Genomic DNA, 18,787 nt, shown 5'->3' with positions numbered 1-18,787 from the left:
CTTTTGTCTGCTATTAAATTCAGTATAGTAGACAAATCAGGAAAAAAGATAGATGAAATATGTAAATTTTATGTATAAATTTATATATTACTAGTCCTGTTTTAGGAGGTATTTACTATTGTTTTCGGGACATTTTGAATAAGTTACGCTTCAACCTGTTTTTTCTGAAAGACTGTGAGGTATAAAATCATAAGAAGAATGAGTAATGTGCCTATAAACTGATAGCCCCCAAAGGTAATTTTTAACCACCAGACACTCGTAATAACAGCCATTAATGGTTCAAGGCTTCCTAGTAAGCTTGACTCCTTAGGGGAGAGATAGTGCAAACTAGCAATATAAAACCAAAAAGCGAGCATTGTGCCAAAAATAATGATAAAGAGAAAATAAGCAACAGTGGAAAAGGTCCAATTTGATACATCAATCGCCCAAGGTGGATGGAAAATACTCATTACTGCCCCACCGATAATCATTGACCAGCCAACAACTAGTAATGAATGAAATTGCTGCAAAAGTGGAATCGCATAGAGAGTATAAAAGGCAACTGAAAGCCCTGATAACACGCCCCACAGCACAGCCATAAAAGGAACTGATAAGGTTGAAACGGAGCCATTTGTTAATAATAAAAATGTTCCTACAAGTGTAAGTGTGACGGCAATCCCATCTTGTTTTGTCAATGGATTTTGCCTCGTTAGTAAAAAATAAGCCATGATAAACAGCGGTGCTAAATATTGTAATAAGGTGGCTACTGCAGAATTACCAATCGCGATAGACATCATATAGGTATATTGGACAGCGAGCATGCCGAGTAAACTAAATAAAATTTGTTTAAAAGCATTCTGTTTCGTGCGCCATATGACAAAAATTGAGTCATGACGGTAGGTTATTTTATAAATAGCTAGTAGCAGTAGGCCAGCCAAAAGTAGCCGACTAGATACAAGCCAGCCCACTTCTATATCGTCTTGTTGGAATAACTTTTGGGCAACGGTCCCACCTATTCCCCAAAAACTTGCCCCTAATATAACAAGTAGGAAGCCCATGGTACGATTTCTTTGGATGATTTGATTCATTTGTTCACATCTCCTAAACTATCAATATAAGGTGATTATAAAGGAGAGAATTGCAAATAAATATCGATTTAATCGTATAAAAATATCAATATATTGAGGTGTTAAGGATGCCGTTGACGCATATTAAAATAGCAAAGGATTTACAAGAATTAACGCTGCACGAGACAAAAGAATTTCCCGTTGCCTTGTATGAAACGGTCATGCAATTAGAGAGGTTGGATTTCCTACCACTCCATTGGCATAAGGAAATTCAATTTGTTTATTTAAAAAGTGGACGAGCTCAGTATCGAGTAGGGGGAGATGCATTTATTTTAGAACAAGGGGAGGGGCTCTTTATCAATGCCTCGGTATTGCATGAAGCGAAGCCTTATGAAATTGAACAAGCTTTGATTTATTGTGTCAATGTGGACCCAATGCTGATAGCTGGTCATGAGGGCAGTATCTTTGCCCCAAAATATGTTGAGCCTTATATCACAAAAAATCGAGTGCCTTATGTCAAGCTGACGGGGGAGTTAGCACAGAAAATAGGATCGATTGCAGCATTGATGCGGGAACAAGACGTATTTTTTGAATTAAAGTTTTGGAGAGAGCTCCTATTCATTTGGGAATCGATGCTAACTCAATCCTTGCTGACAGAAGAAATGATGGATCAATCCTCCATCGTACAGCATGAACGAGCAAAAGTAATGTTGGATTTTTTACATGCACGTTATCAACAAAAAGTAACGTTAGAAGATTTAGCAAGTCATGTCTATATAAGTCGCGCCGAATGCAGTCGCTTTTTTAAGAAAATAGTGGGTATGACGCCGTTTAGCTATTTATTACAATACCGACTGCGCAAAAGTATAGAATTATTGCGGAATGGTGAGCTATCTATAACCGAAATAGCTGGTGATACAGGCTTTAGTACGGTCAGTTACTATATCGAAAAATTTAAAGAATACACTGGCTACTCGCCACATGTTTACCGTAAAAAGTTTCTAAGTGTGAAAAATAATTGAACATGTTTGGAAAAAGATCATCTTTTATACTCAAAATATATACAAAATTAACCATTTGAAATAAAGTAAAATTAGCAATAAGGAGGGGGATAGGGAAGGATGGTTTTAAAAAGTAAGCAAAATATATGGCTAGGCTTGTTATTAATCGTGTTAGCCAGCAATTATACACTCTATAACACTGGATTGGGTGTATCCATTTTACCAATCGAAACGAATGGGGTTGTCATGGGGTCATTGATCGACTTTATTGTGGTGATGCCCGTATTATGGATGCTTTATAAAGGAAGGTTTTCGTTCAAGCACGCCATTTTATTAGCCGCATCAGGCTGTATTGCCGCACGCTTTATGATTCCCATGGAGCATCTTCAGCCATTTGTGGCTGTGACATGGGCAGGTTTTGTGATGGAATCAGTTATTATTTTATTAGAAATTGTCGTACTAGCAACACTCGTGCGCTATTTGCCCCAAATCCTGATGGAAGTGCGTAGGAGTTCATTGCCAGATCTCTTTTCATTTTCAAAAGCTGTAGAAAATCATGTACCCAAGCATCCTATCATTCAGATGATTTGTGCGGATATGCTAGTGCTATATTATGGTTTTGCAAGTTGGAAAAGACAAGAACGTCAGGGCTTAACTTTACATAAAAATTCGAGCTACATCGCTTTTCAGCTCATGATTATTCATGGCATTGCCATTGAAACGATTGGTATTCACTGGTGGCTACACGAAAAATCAATAGTACTTTCCATTGTTTTGCTCCTTTTTAATATGTATTCAGTGATTTTCTTTTTAGCGGATATGCAGGCCATTCGTTTAAATCCTGTTTACGTAACAAATGATACATTGTATTTATCTCTTGGACTAATGAAACGAACTGCCATTCCATTTGCTCAAATTGCAGCAATCGTGGAAGATAAGGAGCAGCTAGAAGGAAAATTATCAAAAGATACGATTGATTTTATAGCCCGTGATTTTGCTGAAGCCTACCCACAATTCATTTTGAGAATGAAAGAGCCTGTAGAAGTGACATTTATGCTAGGAATAAAAAAGCGCTATAATCAAGTAGCCATCAAGGCTGATCAAGTACAAGAGTTTAGACAAATGCTTGAACAAGGAATAACAAAATAACTATCCTAAAACGGGTGCTCCTAATATGCGTGCACCCGTTTTATGAATCGCTCAAAGTAAGTCTGTAAAAGTAAGATGTTCCATTCTATAAAGATGGCTTATGTATAGCCTGTAAAAATAATAATATTATTTAACCAAATTTTAACCTTCGTTTTTTATAGTATTTCATATACAAAAGTAGGAGGAAAGGGAATGTAAAGGTCGTGTCCAAACTAGATAGAGCTTTGTGAAATTTTCTGAGTATTGAATAAAAGGTGAAGAACCTTCAATAGAAAAATAGTATAATAAGCTTATACACTAATATACAATTTCTGGATGTATCTTAAAGATTTACATTCTTGTATACCTCATTTTAATGTGCTTGAAAAACAACCTCGATTTTTGGCATAAATGTATAAATAGTGATTTAGTTTCGTTGGAATTCTAATTAACAAATGAAGGTAGTATAACTAGATAGAAGAGGGGGTTCGTTTGTGAATGATTGTATCCTTTTGCAGTCTAATCAAGATTGGCACTTACAAAGAATGTATATGAAGAAATTTAACAATCTGGTACTCGTAAAAAGTATTCATCAAAATTCTGCTGAGACAAGAGCCAAACTGCAATATGAATTTACCTTGTTTTCCAATGAGCAAAATCCTTGGCTATTGAAGCCGATTGCTATGGATTATATAGATAAACAATATGCGATTATCTATGAAAATTTTAATGGTGTGCCCCTAAAGCAACTCGGAAATAACCTTATTTCTTTACATCAATTTCTACTAATAGCGATTGAGCTTGTGAATATTTGTATTAAAATGCAACAAAGTAATTTACTTTATTTGCACCTTCATCCTAATCAAATATTAATCAATCCAAATTCGTTCAAAATAAAATTATTAAGCTCCGAGTTTAGTTCGAAATATGATGCAGAATCGCCAGTTGTAATTGAAAATCCCTATGAAAGACGGGATCAGTTACCTTATTATGCACCTGAACAGACGGGCAGACTTCATTTAGATGTGGATTATCGTACGGATTTATATGCACTTGGTATGATTTTTTACGAAATATTGGGCGGTCAATTACCTTTTCAAGCAAAGGATGCTGTAGATTTAATTTACGAAATCTTAACCAAAAAGCCAGAATCCTTGATGAACCTTCAAAATAGTTGTCATCCTCTCCTTTGGAAGATTATTGACAAGCTTTTAGCTAAAAATCCGGTTGATCGTTATCAAAGTGCAATGGGTTTGAAAGAGGATTTGCTCTTTATCCAACATAGACTTACGGCAAATAAATCACTTGACGACTTCCCACTAGGTCAACAGGATTTACAGTTGAATTCGGGATTGTCTACTAAGCTTTACGGCAGAGAAGAGCAATTTGCAGAGCTTTCCTCTCACTTTTATCAGGTCACAAAAGGTGATAAAAAAATGGTCACTATTTCAGGGCAAGCAGGATATGGAAAATCCAAGCTAGTACAAGAGCTGAAGGGTGAAATTGCGGCGGCAAAGGGCTATTTTATTGCAACGAAGTATGAGCAATTACAATTAGAAAATGACTATACCATTGTGGTTCATCCGTTAAGAAATTTATTGAAATTGGTTTATATGGAAGGTGAAAAATCCGTACAATTATGGAAAAAATTATTCCGGGAAGTCAAATTAGTTGTGACAGATGAGCTTATTCATTTATTACCTGAACTCAAATGGTTTGTGAAGGAAGAAGTAGGCTTTCAAAAGGAGGTTCGTCAAAATACAAAACAGCTCCATTCCTATACGTTTATTTCGATTCAAAAAATTTTATTAACATTTGCAATGCAAAAGAAACCGGTTGTATGGTTTGTTGATGATTTGCACTGGGCCAATCAGAGTACGCTTGAAATTATGGCACAAATTTATGAGCAGCAACGAGCGGGGTACTTTATGATGATTGGGACATTCCGAGTGAATGAGGACAGCACAGAGGAAAAAAGTGAGCAAAGAACCACTGTTTTTTCCAATTGTCACCATATTCCTTTACCCCTTCTTCAGGAACAACATGTGCAGCAATGGCTTGAGGCATCTTTCAATGCTCAGCCGCAAACGATACAGGCCATTGCTAAACAATTATTTAATTTGACCAAAGGGAATCCACTCTTTGTAAAAGAAGCGTACCGTTCACTCCAGCAAGATAACACGATTTATTTTAATACGACAACAAAAGAGTGGCAGTTTAATCGTCAGAAATTCAATTTATCTCGTTTAAATAACGAGCTACTTGCTTTCATTGAGAATAGAATGGCTAATTTAACGACCGATGTCCATGCTATTTTACGACTTGTCGCATGTTTTGGTCAGCGTTTTGAATTTAGTGATGTCTTAAAGCTTGTCTCTCTACCTGCTCAAACATTATTGAAATATTTAGAAACACTTGTGGAAAATGGTTTTATTATTCCGTTAGATGCACATTATAAATGGGCGAGTACATTTGAACATGAAGGAATTTTGCATACATTTTCGACAAAATTCCAATTTGTCCATGATCGTATTCAGCAAGTAGCCTATCAAGAAATTCCGTTACAAAAGCGCATCAAGCTGCATTATCAAATTGGCCAATTACTAACTGAGAATTCTCCAACGATTGCAGACCATGATCGTTTAAACGAAATGGTTATGCATTTTAATTACAGCCGGCAATTATTGACGAGGGAAGAAAAACAGAAGTTGGCTCTCTGGAATTATCAACTAGGAATAGAGGCTAAAAGAATAGGGTTGTTTGATAATGCGCTTAAATTTTTTACAACTAGTAAAGAACTATTAACACCGGATCATTGGATAACTAGGAGAGAACTGTCTGTTAAATTATATGCGAACTTAGGAGAATGTGAATATATTGCAGGGCACTATGAACGCTCTGAAATACATTTAACAGAAGCTTTGCAGCATTCAGAGACAGTGTTAGAAAAGCTGATGATTAATAATTTAAAAACGATATTATATATTGAATCTGATAATCCTAGTATTGGTCTAGAAGCAGGCTTGGCGGGGTTACAAGTTGCAAATTTGAAAATTACGGCAGCTCCTAAAAAATCACAGCTTCTCAAAGAATATCTATTATTAAAATTAGCATTGCGACATATGTCTGACCAGGATTTATTGCAACAATCTGCAACAAATAGTAAGGAAATTGATCTATTAATTCATTTAATTATTAATATGACGGCAAGTGCTTTCCTGTTAAATCCTAACTTAACGGGCATTCTTTTAATGAAAGGCATGCGCCTACAGTTGAAGTATGGTACGACACCGAAAAGTGCCATGGTATTGATTAATTATGCCATGCTTTTAAATGCGGGATTTGGCAATATAAAAGAAGCTGCTCGCTTTGGAAAACTGGCCATCACCGTTGCCGATACGCAAGAGAGTATTTATATCAAAGGACATACTTATTATGTGTATGGGGTGTTTATCAGCCATTGGACAGAGCCGTATGAAGCCAGCATTCAATATATTAACGAGGCTCAACAAAAAAGCCAAGAGCTCGGCTTATATCATTTAGTATCCTCAGCCTCTTGTTTTATTGTCGCTATTCGACTTATTCAGGGGGCTTCCATTCAAGATTTACAGCAGGAAATTAGGCGACAACAAGATGAATTTTCCATACATGCAAGTACTTTATCGATTGATTTTTTAGCTGAAATGGGAGGATGGATGAATGCTCTGCACGATCCACATCATCCTGTACATTGGGGGTACTCCTTTACGATACAGGATCAACCTGCTATTAAAATCATGCATTATTCAGTACGTTTACAAATGTCCTTTTTATTAGGCGATGAAAAGCAAGGAAAAGCGATTTTGATAGACTTAAAGGAATTAAGTAAAGAAACCTATACATTACCGATTTCTACCGTTTATTATTTTTATCGGGCTATGTGGCAATTTCATTTTCTGCAGCGCCTCAATGGTGAAGCACAAGAGCGACGCTTATATCTATCTGACATACAGCAAAGCATAAAAAAATTTAAAAAATGGGCCAGTTATTCTCCTGCCAATTACGAGCATCTCTATATCTTATTAATGGCAGAAAATTACCGTTCCAACAACAAAGAAAAAGATGCTGAGCTCTATTATGACCGAGCTATACAATTAGCAAAAATGAATGGCTTTATCCAAGATGTGGCACTTGCTTATGAACGAGCAGCAGACTATTATCGCGCCAAACAGCAAATGAAAACAGCAAGACACTATATATTAAATGGTATTCAAAGCATGCAAGCATGGGGAGCCGAAACGATTGCTAGAAGATGGGAAAGTGATTATCAAGTAAATCGCCAACCAGAAAGTCAGCGTAGACAATCACTCACGTTTGATATGATGACTGTATTTGAGACGACCCAATCTTTTGCAACAGCCATTCGCATGGAGGATCTCCTGCATAACATATTGTTTTCCCTGTTAAAGCATGTAGGGGCAGATAGTGGTTACTTTATTCATAAACAGCAGCAGCAACTACTGGTGTTGGCAAAGGCAGAAGCTGCGGAAAATGCCTTTACGCTGTATGAGCAACAAAAAATAGAGGACTTTAGTGCGAATATGCAGTCTATTATACGCTATGTTCTTAAAAGCAAAGAACATGTGATTATTCAAAATGCTCAAAAGACACAGCATCCTCTTTTATCTTATTCAACGGCGAAATCTATTCTTTGCTTACCGATTGTTCATCAAAATGAAATTATTTCGATTTTATATTTTGAGAATACGTTGCTGACAAATGCCTTCCATCCATCTCATGTCCAGCTTCTGAAAGTCATAGCTGCTCAAATTGCCGTATCTTTTGAAAATGCCAAAATATATGGGGATTTAGAAAAGCGAGTACAGCTACGTACAAAGGAATTGGATGAAACCAATCGGCACTTGAAAAAAATGAATGAACGTTTAGAAAAAAATGAACTGGAACGCAAAAAACTTTTGCATAGTATTTCTCATGAGCTACGTTCCCCACTAACCTCTACTTTAGGATATATAGAATTGATGCTTGAGGGCGTTATCGTGGAGGAAGCGGCTAAAGAGAAATACTTACTAAGAAGTAAGGAAAGGCTACTATCATTAAACAGCTTAATTCAAGACTTGTTTGATTTAGCGAATCTAGAAGCGGGTAGAGCAGAATTTTCTTATACAGAGGTAAAGGCAAAGGAATTATATCAACAAATGGCAAATCGATATAAGGATGACATCAAACGGTCAGGATTAACCTATAGTGCTCACTTTTATGGTCATCAGGAAGCACAGCTACTGATTGATGAGACAAGAATCAACCAGGTGATTGAAAATATGATGACTAATGCGATGAAATATACATCAAGTGGTGGTATTCAATTGTCCATGCATGTGGAGGACAAGCATTTGATTTGTTCGATAGCCGATAGTGGTGTTGGTATTGCTGAGAGGGATTTACCTTTTATCTTTGATAGCTATTATCGAGCTACCCATATCCATGAACCCGATTCACATGGGATCGGATTAGCCATTTGTAAGCAAATTGTGCACCAGCATAATGGCGAAATTTTTGTTGAAAGCATTGAAAATGAAGGAAGCATATTTAGCTTTACATTACCATTAGCGAAAGTATTGGTAAATAGTTAACAAGAGTGATGAGCCTTATCTTAATGCTCATCACTCTCTTTTATAGACGAATTGATAGCCAAATCCTCTCACCGTTTGAATCCATTTTGGTTTAGAGGGGACATCTTCAATTTTGCGCCGAAGGGTACTAATATGGACAGAGACAGTTTTCAAATCGGTGACACCGTCATAGCCCCAAACATGGTCAATGAGCTGGTCAACACTAATCACTTGATTCGCATGCTCCATTAGAAAAAAGAGGAGCAGTTTTTCCTTTGTGAACAAGTTTAGAAGCTGACCATCTTTATAGACGTTTTTCTCGTCAAAATGAATAGATAAATTATCAATATGTACAACATGATTTTGCTTAGATGGGATTCTTCTTTTTAAATTGGCTTGAACACGTGCCAATAATTCTTTCGGAATAAATGGCTTTGTTATATAATCGTCTGCCCCAACCTCAAAGCCTTCAAGCTTTTGTTCAATTAAATGATTGACGGTCACAAAGATGATAATGGCATCCGATACTTCTCGGATTTTTTTGGCTAGCTCAAAGCCTGTACCATCCGGTAAATTAACATCTAACAAGATTAAATCGGGTTGTTGCGTGCCAACGAGATGCCAACCAGTGGATAGGGAGGGTGCCTTTAATACTGTATAGTTAGCATTCACTAGCGTTAGCGATAAAACTTCCATAATATCTATGTCATCTTCTACTATTAAAATCTTCTCGTTCACCATATCACTAAATCTCCTTCCTATTATAAAATATACCAACTTTTATCTCGGATGGGAAAGAGAAGGTTTAGCGCTTGTGTCATTTTAACACTGCCATATCCTATAGAGCAAAGCAATCAAGGAGGACTGTTTATGGCTAATAAACAGCAAGAGGCTGGGGCAGAACTCCATTATTTTGAAAAATAGCGAAAATAGATAATAGTTTTTTCGCCTCATTGAGTTAAATATTTCTTCCTAAATCAAAAAAATGTCAGACCGATTGTATCTTGGTCTAACATTTTTTCTTTTTGCCCCAGCCTCCTCCAACATCATGAATCGAGGTGTGCGATTGCATTTAGCATGTCATCACGGACGGCCTCCCAAAATTGCTGTTGAACATCGTCACAATACGTGTAAAGCTCCTTATGTTGTATATGCTCATACAGAGCAGCAATAGCTTCTTGATGAAAATAAAGGCGATGATTTAATCCTGCTCGTTCTTCTTCGATACAAAATAGCTTATAGATATCAGCTAATCGCTCAAACTTTGCTAATTTTTGTGTGATGGTCTCATATTGTGTTTGATGAAAGCGTCCAACAGATGAGTTCATCGAAATCTTAGTTCGATGCTCCATCTGTAATGTGCGAAACTCCTCAAGACGTATCGCCACACGATACCAAAATTCATAACGGGTCGGTAATTCTTTTAGTTCATAGGTCAGTAAAGATTTTAAAATTGAATGCACTTGTTCATATGTATCGATGATCTTCTCGGATTCTTTAAAAATGCCAAACATACAACCACCCCCATACAGTGTAATACTACAAGATGAGATGAAACTCCTTTCAATATCAACGTTATTTTCAATCCTTTTTATTTTATGAATAAGTAGCCTCGAGTAGGATTTAGGAGATAATGATTTAGTTTTACATAAATTATCGCAAAATTCCCTTTTTTAAAACGAGTTTCTTAGAAAATGCAAATAGGCATTTACAAAATGAAATTAAATGTGTTAACTTTTATATTGTTATTAGTTAACACAAAGAGGGGGAGGTTAACAATGCGACATTTTTGGGTTGTAGGCACAGATACGGATGTTGGTAAAACGATGGTCACTACTATGTTGATGTGTCATTTGCAAAGGCAGGGTTTGCAAGTCACACCCTATAAGCCCGTGCAAACAGGTGAGGTATACGAAAATGGGCATGGCTATTATCATGATACAGCTATGTATGAAAAGCATTCTTTACAAAAGCTGCAACAAGAGCATATTAATAGCTATTCATTGAAGGAAGCGGCATCACCGCATTATGCTGCCAAGCTAGAGGGACAGTCAATTGATGTCAAAGAGCTATTACAGCAAATTCAATTTTTACAAGATGCTTACGATATCGTGATATGCGAGGGGGCTGGTGGGCTCTTTGTTCCTTTCACTGCCCCAAATGGTACGACTCTGCTTGATGTTATTGTCAGTAGCAAGCTGCCAGTCGTGTTGGTCACAAGGACATCACTTGGGACGATCAATCACACATTGTTAACGATGGAGGCATTGCGCGCTCGTCAAATTGATATTCTTGGCATTGTCTTTAATGGAGATACGGGTAGCAGTATAGAACAAGACAATATACAAACAATTTTACAGTACTATCCTATACCTTATGCCATTATTCCACAGCTGAAGGACAAGTCACAGCTAATGGATTATGCCATGACACACACCACACTGTTTGAAAGGCTTTTTAACTATGAAACAAGCATTAACTGATTTACAGCTAAGAGATTTACGTCATGTTTGGCATCCATGCTCGCAAATGAAGGACTATGAAACATTTCCACCAATCGTCATAAAAAAGGGGCAAGGTGTGTGGCTTTATGATGAACATAATCATCGTTATTTGGATGCTGTATCATCTTGGTGGGTTAATTTATTTGGACATGCCAATCCGCGTATTAGCCAAGCTTTAAGTGAGCAAGCATTTACATTGGAGCATACGATCTTTGCTAATTTTACACATGAACCAGCTATACAATTGGCTGAAAAATTAACCGCGCTAGCACCACAGGGATTACATAAAGTCTTTTTTGCAGATAATGGATCGTCTGCTATTGAGGTGGCATTGAAAATGAGCTTTCAATACCATATGCAGACAGGAAAACCAGCGAAACAGCGCTTCCTCGCTTTGACAGATGCCTATCATGGGGAAACCATTGGTGCTTTATCGGTAGGAGGGGTAGGGCTATACAATGAAGTATATCAACCTCTTTTATTAGATACTGTTCGTGCCAAAGGGCCAGATTGCTTCCGTTGCCCATTTCAGGAAGAGCCAACAAGCTGCCAAGCGCCATGTAGTCAATTTGTAGAGGAACAGCTTCAAGCACATCATGAGGAAATTACGGCCGTTATTATTGAACCGCTTATTCAGGCCGCAGCAGGTATGAAAATGTATCCACCTATCTATTTGCAGCGCTTACGAGCATTATGTTCACACTATGAGGTCCATTTCATCGCGGATGAGATTGCTGTCGGTTTTGGTCGGACAGGTACGTTATTTGCCTGTGAGCAGGCGGACATCACCCCAGATTTTATGTGTTTATCAAAGGGATTAACAGGCGGTTATTTACCGTTATCTGTTGTCTTAACAACCGATCAAATCTATAACGCTTTTTATGACGACTATGGAACGATGAAGGCATTTTTACATTCACATAGTTATTCAGGCAATACCTTGGCCTGTCGTGTCGCACTTGAAGTGTTAACAATGTTTGAAGAGGAGCAAGTGATGGAGATGATTCAACACAAAGGACAACAAATGAGGGAATTAGCCATGGCAGCCTTTCATGATATTTCGTATGTGGGGGAGTATCGACAAGTTGGTTTAGTGGGAGCTATTGAACTTGTCGCCAATCGACAGACAAAGGAACCATTCGCTAGTGAGGAACGGATTGGCTATCACATTTATCAGCGAGCTTTAGCAAAAGGTCTACTCATCAGACCTCTTGGCAATGTTTTATATTTTATGCCACCCTATATTATTTCTGAAGAAGAAATGTCCTTCATGATTCAAACAACGAAAGAAACGATCGAACAGTTTTTCCAAGATAGGGGGGCTAAGGTTGGTTAAGCGACATCAGACATTAGCACTTGTCATGATCGCCATGTTTGCAGCACTAACAGCGATTGGGGCGTTTATTAAAATTCCATTGCCTGTTGTACCGTTTACATTACAAATTGTTGTTGTATTTTTAGCAGGGTGTTTGTTGGGTAGTCGGAATGGTTTTTATAGTCAGCTTGTCTATATCGGTGTGGGCTTAGTAGGCTTACCTGTTTTTACACAGGGCGGTGGCTTTACGTATGTCCTACAGCCAACATTTGGTTATCTAATTGGCTTTGCCCTAGCTGCCTATGTCATTGGGTTCATCATTGAAAGAATAGAGAACCCAACGAAAAAGCATTTTATTGGAGCAACGATTACAGGACTTATCATTATTTATGTAGTGGCTATTCCTTATTTATATATAGCATTAAATTTCTGGTTAGATATGAAATCAAGCTGGTCACATGTTTTTGTCATCGGCTTTTTCAGTAGTATTATCGCTGATGTTTGCTTAGCAATAACATCAGCCCTATTGGCAGAAAGAATGTATAAAGTATTTCATTCGGCAAGAACTGTGAACATTTCACACGTGGAGGGGGAAAAGATAGGATGAATTATTACCAATTAGCACAAGAAGTAATTGCTGGTAAGATCATTAGCAATGAGGAGGCACTTGCTCTCTTAAATAGTAAGGATGATGAGCTATTACAGCTAATGGACGGTGCTTTTGTCATTCGGAAGCATTATTACGGTAAAAAAGTAAAGCTGAATATGATTATGAATGCCAAAAGTGGCTATTGTCCTGAGGATTGTGGTTATTGCTCTCAATCTTCTAAATCAACTGCTCCTATTGAAAAATATCCTTTTATTACAAAAGAGGAAATTTTAGCTGGTGCTAAACGAGCGTTTGACAATAAAATTGGGACGTATTGTATTGTTGCAAGTGGTCGAGGGCCAACACGTAAGGATGTCAATGTAGTGAGCGAGGCAGTTGCGGAAATTAAAGAAAAGTATGGCTTGAAGGTTTGTGCTTGTCTAGGCTTATTAAAAGAAGAGCAGGCACAGCAATTAAAGGCAGCTGGAGTGGATCGCTACAATCATAATTTAAATACATCAGAGCGCCATCATGCCTTCATCACAACCTCCCACACGTATGAGGATCGTGTTAATACGGTGGAGATAGTGAAAAAGCATGGAATTTCACCTTGCTCTGGTGCCATTATTGGGATGAAGGAAACGAAGGAGGATGTTGTCCAGATTGCACGTGCCCTTCATCAATTAGATGCTGATTCTATTCCTGTAAACTTTTTGAACGCGATAGATGGTACAAAGCTGGAAGGAACAAAGGAATTAAATCCTCGCTACTGTTTAAAGGTTTTAGCATTATTCCGTTACATCAATCCGACAAAGGAAATTCGCATTTCTGGAGGGCGAGAAATCAATCTAGGCTCACTTCAGCCACTTGGTCTCTATGCAGCCAATAGTATTTTTGTAGGGGATTATTTAACAACAGCTGGTCAAGAAGCAAATAGTGATTATCGTATGTTGGAGGATCTAGGCTTCGAGATTGAATTAACGCAACAGCAAGAAAAAGCATTTTGTTAAGCTTATGAAAGAAAAATCTACTACTACAGCAAAACCGTGCTTCTGTGCGGTTTTTTTGCTTTAGGTGGATAGAAATCAAAAAGTGGTGGATAGGCAGCGTAAAGTAGTGGATACAAATTGAAAAGTACCGGATAAATCTGATATCACTGGCTGTTTTTATACCTATAAAAGAAAGGTTTTCACAAATTGTTCAATGAAAGCGTTTTGAAATTGAACAGTTTGTGAAGAACTTCACATAAAGCTTTCTTTTTGAAAAAAACAGCGTAAAATAAGAATCAAGTAAGGAATTGTTATAAAACAGTTGATAAGTAGTCTCACAAATTTTGGTGGTTGTTATATTACAAAAATAATGGGAGAAGGGAGCTTTTCATATGTGGGTTATTACAGTATTTGATAAAAAGGATGTCCGAATTTTTGAGTATACAAACAAAAATGAGGCAACAGAAGCATTAGCAAAATTTAAGAAAAATGCAGTGTTAACATATACAAAATAAATTGCTTTTGAGACAGCCCTCTCCTGATAGAGGGCTGTTTTTTATGAACAACAAAAAACCGTATAAGCGCTTATGAAAAGCGTTTATACGGCTACTATTTTTATAAAATACTTGCTAAACGTTTAATCCCCTCACGGATGACTTCAGGTGTTGCATTTGTATAGTTGAGACGCATTGTATTGACATTCGTTTTAGATGTATAGAATGGATCTCCAGGCACAAAGGCAACCTTTTGTTCCATCGCTTTCTGGAATACATCAAGGGCTGATGTACCATCCTTCATTGTTGCCCAGATGAACATGCCTCCCTCAGGTTTTGTATATTCTACATGGGCAGGGAAAAACTCTTGCATCGCATCAAGCATCGCTTCGGATTGATTTTTATATAATGTAATAATTTTTTTGACATGTTCCGAATAGTCATTACTTGCTAAATAATCGTAGATGATATATTGCGAGAAAATATTTGTATGCAGATCAGACGCTTGCTTAGCTGTTTCAATATGCTGTAAAAGCTCTTTATTTTTTGTAATGATAAAACCAAGTCGCATACCAGGTGTGACCGTTTTAGAGAAAGAACCTAGTAAAATACTATTATCTAATTTTCCAGCACCGATATATGGAAGCGGCTCTCCTTGGAAACGTAACTCTCCATATGGATCATCCTCAATTAAAGCAACATCGTATTTTGCCACTATTTCGCAAATTTGCTCACGCTTTTCTTTCGAGTATGTGAGCCCTGTTGGGTTTTGGAAGTTAGGCACCGTATAAATGAATTTTACATTTGGTTGTTGTAGCGCACGTTCTAACTCTTCTAAGTTAAGACCATCGTTTTCAAGTGTTACCCCATAGAAAGTAGGCTCACTTAATGTAAAGGCTTGAATGGCTCCTAAGTATCCAGGCTCTTCGATGATAATGCCATCGCCTTTATTGATGAGTACTTTACTAATCAGTTCAAGAGCTTGCTGTGAGCCTGTTGTAATAAAGACATCTTCAGCTTGTACATCAAGCCCATGCACGCGTTGGTACTTTGCGGCAATGTACTCACGTAATGGTGCATAACCTTGTGTGGAAGAATATTGAAATAGTCGGCTACCATTTTCCGTAATAGCATGATCTACGGATGCTCTTAACGCATCAATAGGGAAAGAAATGGGATTTGGAAGTCCGCCTGCAAAGGAAATAACATCCTCTGCATCTGTTACTTTCAAAATATTTCGAATAAATGAGGATGGTGTTTTTAAGATTCTTTCAGAATATTGCATAATGATCGGTCCTTTTTTTCTGATTTTTTAAAAATTATATCATTGTCATCGTGTGCATACAATATTATCATTGTATGCAAGACAATTAAACTATTGTATGCAAATTAAGAGAAAGAAGGGCTTAGTGAATGCCTATTAATTCATTTGACGAGTATCCAATGAGTTGGAAGCCAGATATTCGCAATATTTCTGCCCCATTATATATAGCTATTGCGCACCAACTGGAACAAGACATAAAAGATGGAAAGCTAATGCCAGGAACGAAACTTCCTCCACAACGCGAATTAGCTGATTTTTTAGATGTGAATTTAAGCACCATTACACGAGCTTTTAAGCTGTGTGGACAAAAAGGATTCATTTATGCCTCGATTGGCAGCGGGACATTTGTTTCCACAGATGCGGCTAGCAATAAAATGTTACTGCCAGCCAATCATGCAACATCTATGATTGAAATGGGTTCTGTTTTACCAGACAACCTGGTCAATGATGATATTGCACGCTTTATGAAAAAGATGTTGAACGAGCCTAGTTTTAGCAAGCTATTTCAGTATAGTCGGCCTGAGGGCAATGCTTGGCAAAATGAAGCCGTGATGAAGCTATTCGAATTGGTGAATTTTCAAACAGATCAGCCTATTTTGCTTGGTGCAGGGGGACAAAATGCCATTGTGGGCACACTGGCAGCTTTATTTCAGCCAGGCGACCGTATTGGGACAGATCCCATTACTTATGCTGGTATTAAAACAGCAGCCAATATGTTAGGTATACAGCTTGTAGCTATTCAACAATGTCAAGGAGAAATGACCAGAGAAGGATTGCTATATGCCTGTAAAAATGAGCATATTAAAGGAATCTATGTGATCCCTGATTTTCATAATCCAACGACACATACGATGTCGGTGGAGACACGAAAAATGATTGCTGAAGTGGCTAGGCAGAAGGATTTGCTTGTGATTGAGGATGCGATTTATAGCTTTCTTAAAGAACAGCCACTTGCACCCATTGCTTCTTTTGCACCCGATAAGGTTATTTATATCGCTAGCCTGTCCAAGACGCTCTCGCCAGGTTTACGCTTATCTTTCCTTGTGACACCTTCAGCATTAAGGAAAAAAATAATGGAAACGCTCTATAATATCAATATTTCAGTGTCACCGCTCATGCTGGAACTAGCAGCAAGATTGATTCATGAAGGCGTGGCACAAACGATTTTAGAAAAGCACCGAGCATATGCGAAGCAGCAAAATGCGCTTGTTAATAAATATTTAGGCGATTACGACATTTTAGGGGAGGAGGAATGTATTTTTAGGTGGTTATACTTGCCTGATAAATTTACGGGAGTTCAATTTGAATTGCTAGCCTCCAAAGCCGGCGTACAAGTCTATGCAGCGGAACGTTTTGCTGTAGGCAATACAAAGCCAGTGAATGCCGTACGTTTAGCGATTGCAGCGCCAGAAGCTCAACTGGAGCAAGCTTTAATTATTTTAAAGGATCTGCTAGAAAGTAATGGTGATTATGCATTTGTTGACTAAAGGTCATCAAGCGTATAATAAAGCTAAGAGAGAGAAGAGGTGATGGACATGACGCATAAAGGGCGTGTTATTTTTCATGTGGATATGAATAGTTTCTATGCTTCGGTAGAGCAAGCACATGATCCAAGCTTAAAAGGGAAGCCAATCGCCATTGCGGGCAACCCAAAAGAGCGACGTGGCATTTTAGTAACCTGTTCCTATGAAGCAAGAGCGCTTGGCATTTATACAACAATGACTGTCCATGAAGCGAAGCGTAAATGTCCTGAACTATTGTTATTGCCTCCAGATTTTAAAAAATATCGTCAAGCATCCAAAGAAATGTTTACCATTCTTCGTAGCTACACTCCTTTAGTGGAGCCTGTTTCGATTGATGAGGGCTATATGGATGTGACAGCGTTAAGTAAGGAGCAACATGCATTAAGTATTGCCCAGGAAATACAAGAGCGCATTTTAGCTGAGCTTGATTTACCTTGCTCTATCGGTATTGCACCAAATAAATTTTTAGCAAAAACAGCTTCTGATATGAAGAAACCGTTGGGAATTACCGTACTACGAATACGGGATATTGAACAGCAGCTTTGGCATCGAGAGGTTGTTGATATGCATGGAATTGGAGCTAGTACGGCCAAAAAATTAAATGTACATGGCATATTTACGATTGGTGATTTGGCGAAAACGGAAGAGTTTAGGATGAAGCAAATTTTAGGAAAGAATGGTGTGCGACTGCGGGCAAGAGCTAATGGGGTGGATCAACGTATGGTCGATCCTGAAGCGGTTTTTGATACGAAAAGCGTAGGAAATTCAACAACTTTACCTGAAGATGTAACAGATGTCCGTGCACTACATAAAACAATAGAAGGTCTGTGTAAAAAGGTGGTTGAACGACTTGAGGCAAAACGGTTAGCGGGCTCCACTGTAAGTATTCAAATACGGGATGCAAGTTGGCATAATCACACACGATCAAAAACAATGTCTAATGTTCTTTATCGTTTTGAAGATATCTATGACATTGCTTGTGCCTTGTTTGATAAGCATTGGGATGAGTCTCCAGTAAGGCTTTTAGGCGTGACGGTTTCTAATGTAGTGGATCGTAAGGATTACTCGCAACAATTATCGATATTTGATTTTCAAGAACATGTAAAAGATGAACCTATTCTCAAAATCGTGGATGAAATTGAGGGACGTTTTGGGAAGGGGGTTATAAAACGTGGTGTAGATTTAGGGAAACGTTCATCCTATCAATCACAAACAAGCTTTAGTAAGGATTTTTTAGATGACCATGATTGAAAATGAAGGCAGGT

Annotated in this window: 14 protein-coding genes; 10 read left to right on the top strand and 4 right to left on the bottom strand. The window is 37.8% G+C overall.

Going from position 1 to position 18,787, the window contains the following annotated elements; translation table 11 throughout:
* Positions 1-143: 143 nt before the first annotated feature.
* The gene (locus MKY46_RS14080; RefSeq protein ID WP_271910221.1) at positions 144-1,067 is read right to left on the bottom strand and encodes a DMT family transporter; all 924 of its coding nucleotides are present in this window, start codon (positions 1,065-1,067) and stop codon (positions 144-146) included.
* Positions 1,068-1,174: 107 nt separating this feature from the next.
* Here MKY46_RS14080 and MKY46_RS14075 point away from each other — a divergent pair, with 107 nt between their 5' ends.
* The 3 genes from MKY46_RS14075 to MKY46_RS14065 all read left to right on the top strand — a co-directional run bounded on the left by MKY46_RS14075 (position 1,175) and on the right by MKY46_RS14065 (position 8,805).
* Positions 1,175-2,068 (top strand): AraC family transcriptional regulator, encoded by an 894-nt coding sequence (locus MKY46_RS14075; RefSeq protein WP_340834568.1) that lies wholly within the window; start codon positions 1,175-1,177, stop codon positions 2,066-2,068.
* Positions 2,069-2,167: 99 nt separating this feature from the next.
* Positions 2,168-3,196, top strand: a complete 1,029-nt coding sequence (locus MKY46_RS14070; protein ID WP_340834565.1) for a beta-carotene 15,15'-monooxygenase — start codon at positions 2,168-2,170, stop codon at positions 3,194-3,196.
* Between the two features lie 473 nt (positions 3,197-3,669).
* Complete coding sequence (locus MKY46_RS14065; RefSeq protein ID WP_340834562.1) at positions 3,670-8,805, top strand: ATP-binding protein; 5,136 nt, start codon at positions 3,670-3,672, stop codon at positions 8,803-8,805.
* Positions 8,806-8,835: 30 nt separating this feature from the next.
* Here the strand turns inward: MKY46_RS14065 and MKY46_RS14060 are convergent, their stop codons facing one another.
* Both MKY46_RS14060 and MKY46_RS14055 read right to left on the bottom strand, forming a co-directional pair.
* A complete protein-coding gene (locus MKY46_RS14060) occupies positions 8,836-9,525 on the bottom strand; it encodes a response regulator transcription factor (protein ID WP_036119936.1) in 690 nt (229 codons plus the stop codon).
* A 305-nt stretch (positions 9,526-9,830) separates the two neighbouring features.
* Complete coding sequence (locus MKY46_RS14055) at positions 9,831-10,298, bottom strand: hypothetical protein (RefSeq protein WP_340834560.1); 468 nt, start codon at positions 10,296-10,298, stop codon at positions 9,831-9,833.
* Positions 10,299-10,562: 264 nt separating this feature from the next.
* Between MKY46_RS14055 and bioD the strand changes: the two genes are divergently transcribed.
* The 5 genes from bioD to MKY46_RS14030 all read left to right on the top strand — a co-directional run bounded on the left by bioD (position 10,563) and on the right by MKY46_RS14030 (position 14,696).
* The gene (bioD, locus tag MKY46_RS14050) at positions 10,563-11,267 is read left to right on the top strand and encodes a dethiobiotin synthase (protein ID WP_340834557.1); all 705 of its coding nucleotides are present in this window, start codon (positions 10,563-10,565) and stop codon (positions 11,265-11,267) included.
* The gene (bioA, locus tag MKY46_RS14045; protein ID WP_340834555.1) at positions 11,248-12,624 is read left to right on the top strand and encodes an adenosylmethionine--8-amino-7-oxononanoate transaminase; all 1,377 of its coding nucleotides are present in this window, start codon (positions 11,248-11,250) and stop codon (positions 12,622-12,624) included. The genes bioD and bioA overlap by 20 nt, the downstream gene beginning before the upstream one ends.
* Positions 12,625-12,649: 25 nt before the next feature.
* Entirely contained in the window at positions 12,650-13,210 is a 561-nt protein-coding gene (locus MKY46_RS14040) for a biotin transporter BioY (RefSeq protein WP_445299962.1), read from the top strand.
* Positions 13,207-14,202: a biotin synthase BioB gene (bioB, locus tag MKY46_RS14035; protein ID WP_058844505.1), complete on the top strand. Its 996-nt coding sequence runs from the start codon at positions 13,207-13,209 to the stop codon at positions 14,200-14,202. The genes MKY46_RS14040 and bioB overlap by 4 nt, the downstream gene beginning before the upstream one ends.
* A 371-nt stretch (positions 14,203-14,573) precedes the next feature.
* Positions 14,574-14,696 carry a hypothetical protein gene (locus MKY46_RS14030; protein ID WP_255358819.1) on the top strand — a complete coding sequence of 41 codons (123 nt, stop codon included), beginning with the start codon at positions 14,574-14,576 and terminating at the stop codon, positions 14,694-14,696.
* A gap of 100 nt (positions 14,697-14,796) precedes the next feature.
* On the opposite strand, the gene MKY46_RS14025 is transcribed toward MKY46_RS14030, so the two are convergent.
* The gene (locus MKY46_RS14025) at positions 14,797-15,960 is read right to left on the bottom strand and encodes an aminotransferase-like domain-containing protein (RefSeq protein WP_036119952.1); all 1,164 of its coding nucleotides are present in this window, start codon (positions 15,958-15,960) and stop codon (positions 14,797-14,799) included.
* Positions 15,961-16,088: 128 nt separating this feature from the next.
* Here MKY46_RS14025 and MKY46_RS14020 point away from each other — a divergent pair, with 128 nt between their 5' ends.
* Together MKY46_RS14020 and MKY46_RS14015 are read left to right on the top strand one after the other, a co-directional pair.
* Positions 16,089-17,486, top strand: a complete 1,398-nt coding sequence (locus MKY46_RS14020; protein ID WP_340834549.1) for an aminotransferase-like domain-containing protein — start codon at positions 16,089-16,091, stop codon at positions 17,484-17,486.
* Positions 17,487-17,534: 48 nt separating this feature from the next.
* Positions 17,535-18,773, top strand: a complete 1,239-nt coding sequence (locus tag MKY46_RS14015; RefSeq protein WP_036119957.1) for a DNA polymerase IV — start codon at positions 17,535-17,537, stop codon at positions 18,771-18,773.
* Positions 18,774-18,787: the final 14 nt, after the last annotated feature.

The sequence above is a fragment of the Lysinibacillus sp. FSL M8-0355 genome, assembly GCF_038008985.1.
Taxonomy (GTDB): domain Bacteria; phylum Bacillota; class Bacilli; order Bacillales_A; family Planococcaceae; genus Lysinibacillus; species Lysinibacillus fusiformis_D.
Note: the sequence above shows the minus strand (reverse complement) of the source record. Positions and strands in the feature narration are given on the sequence as shown.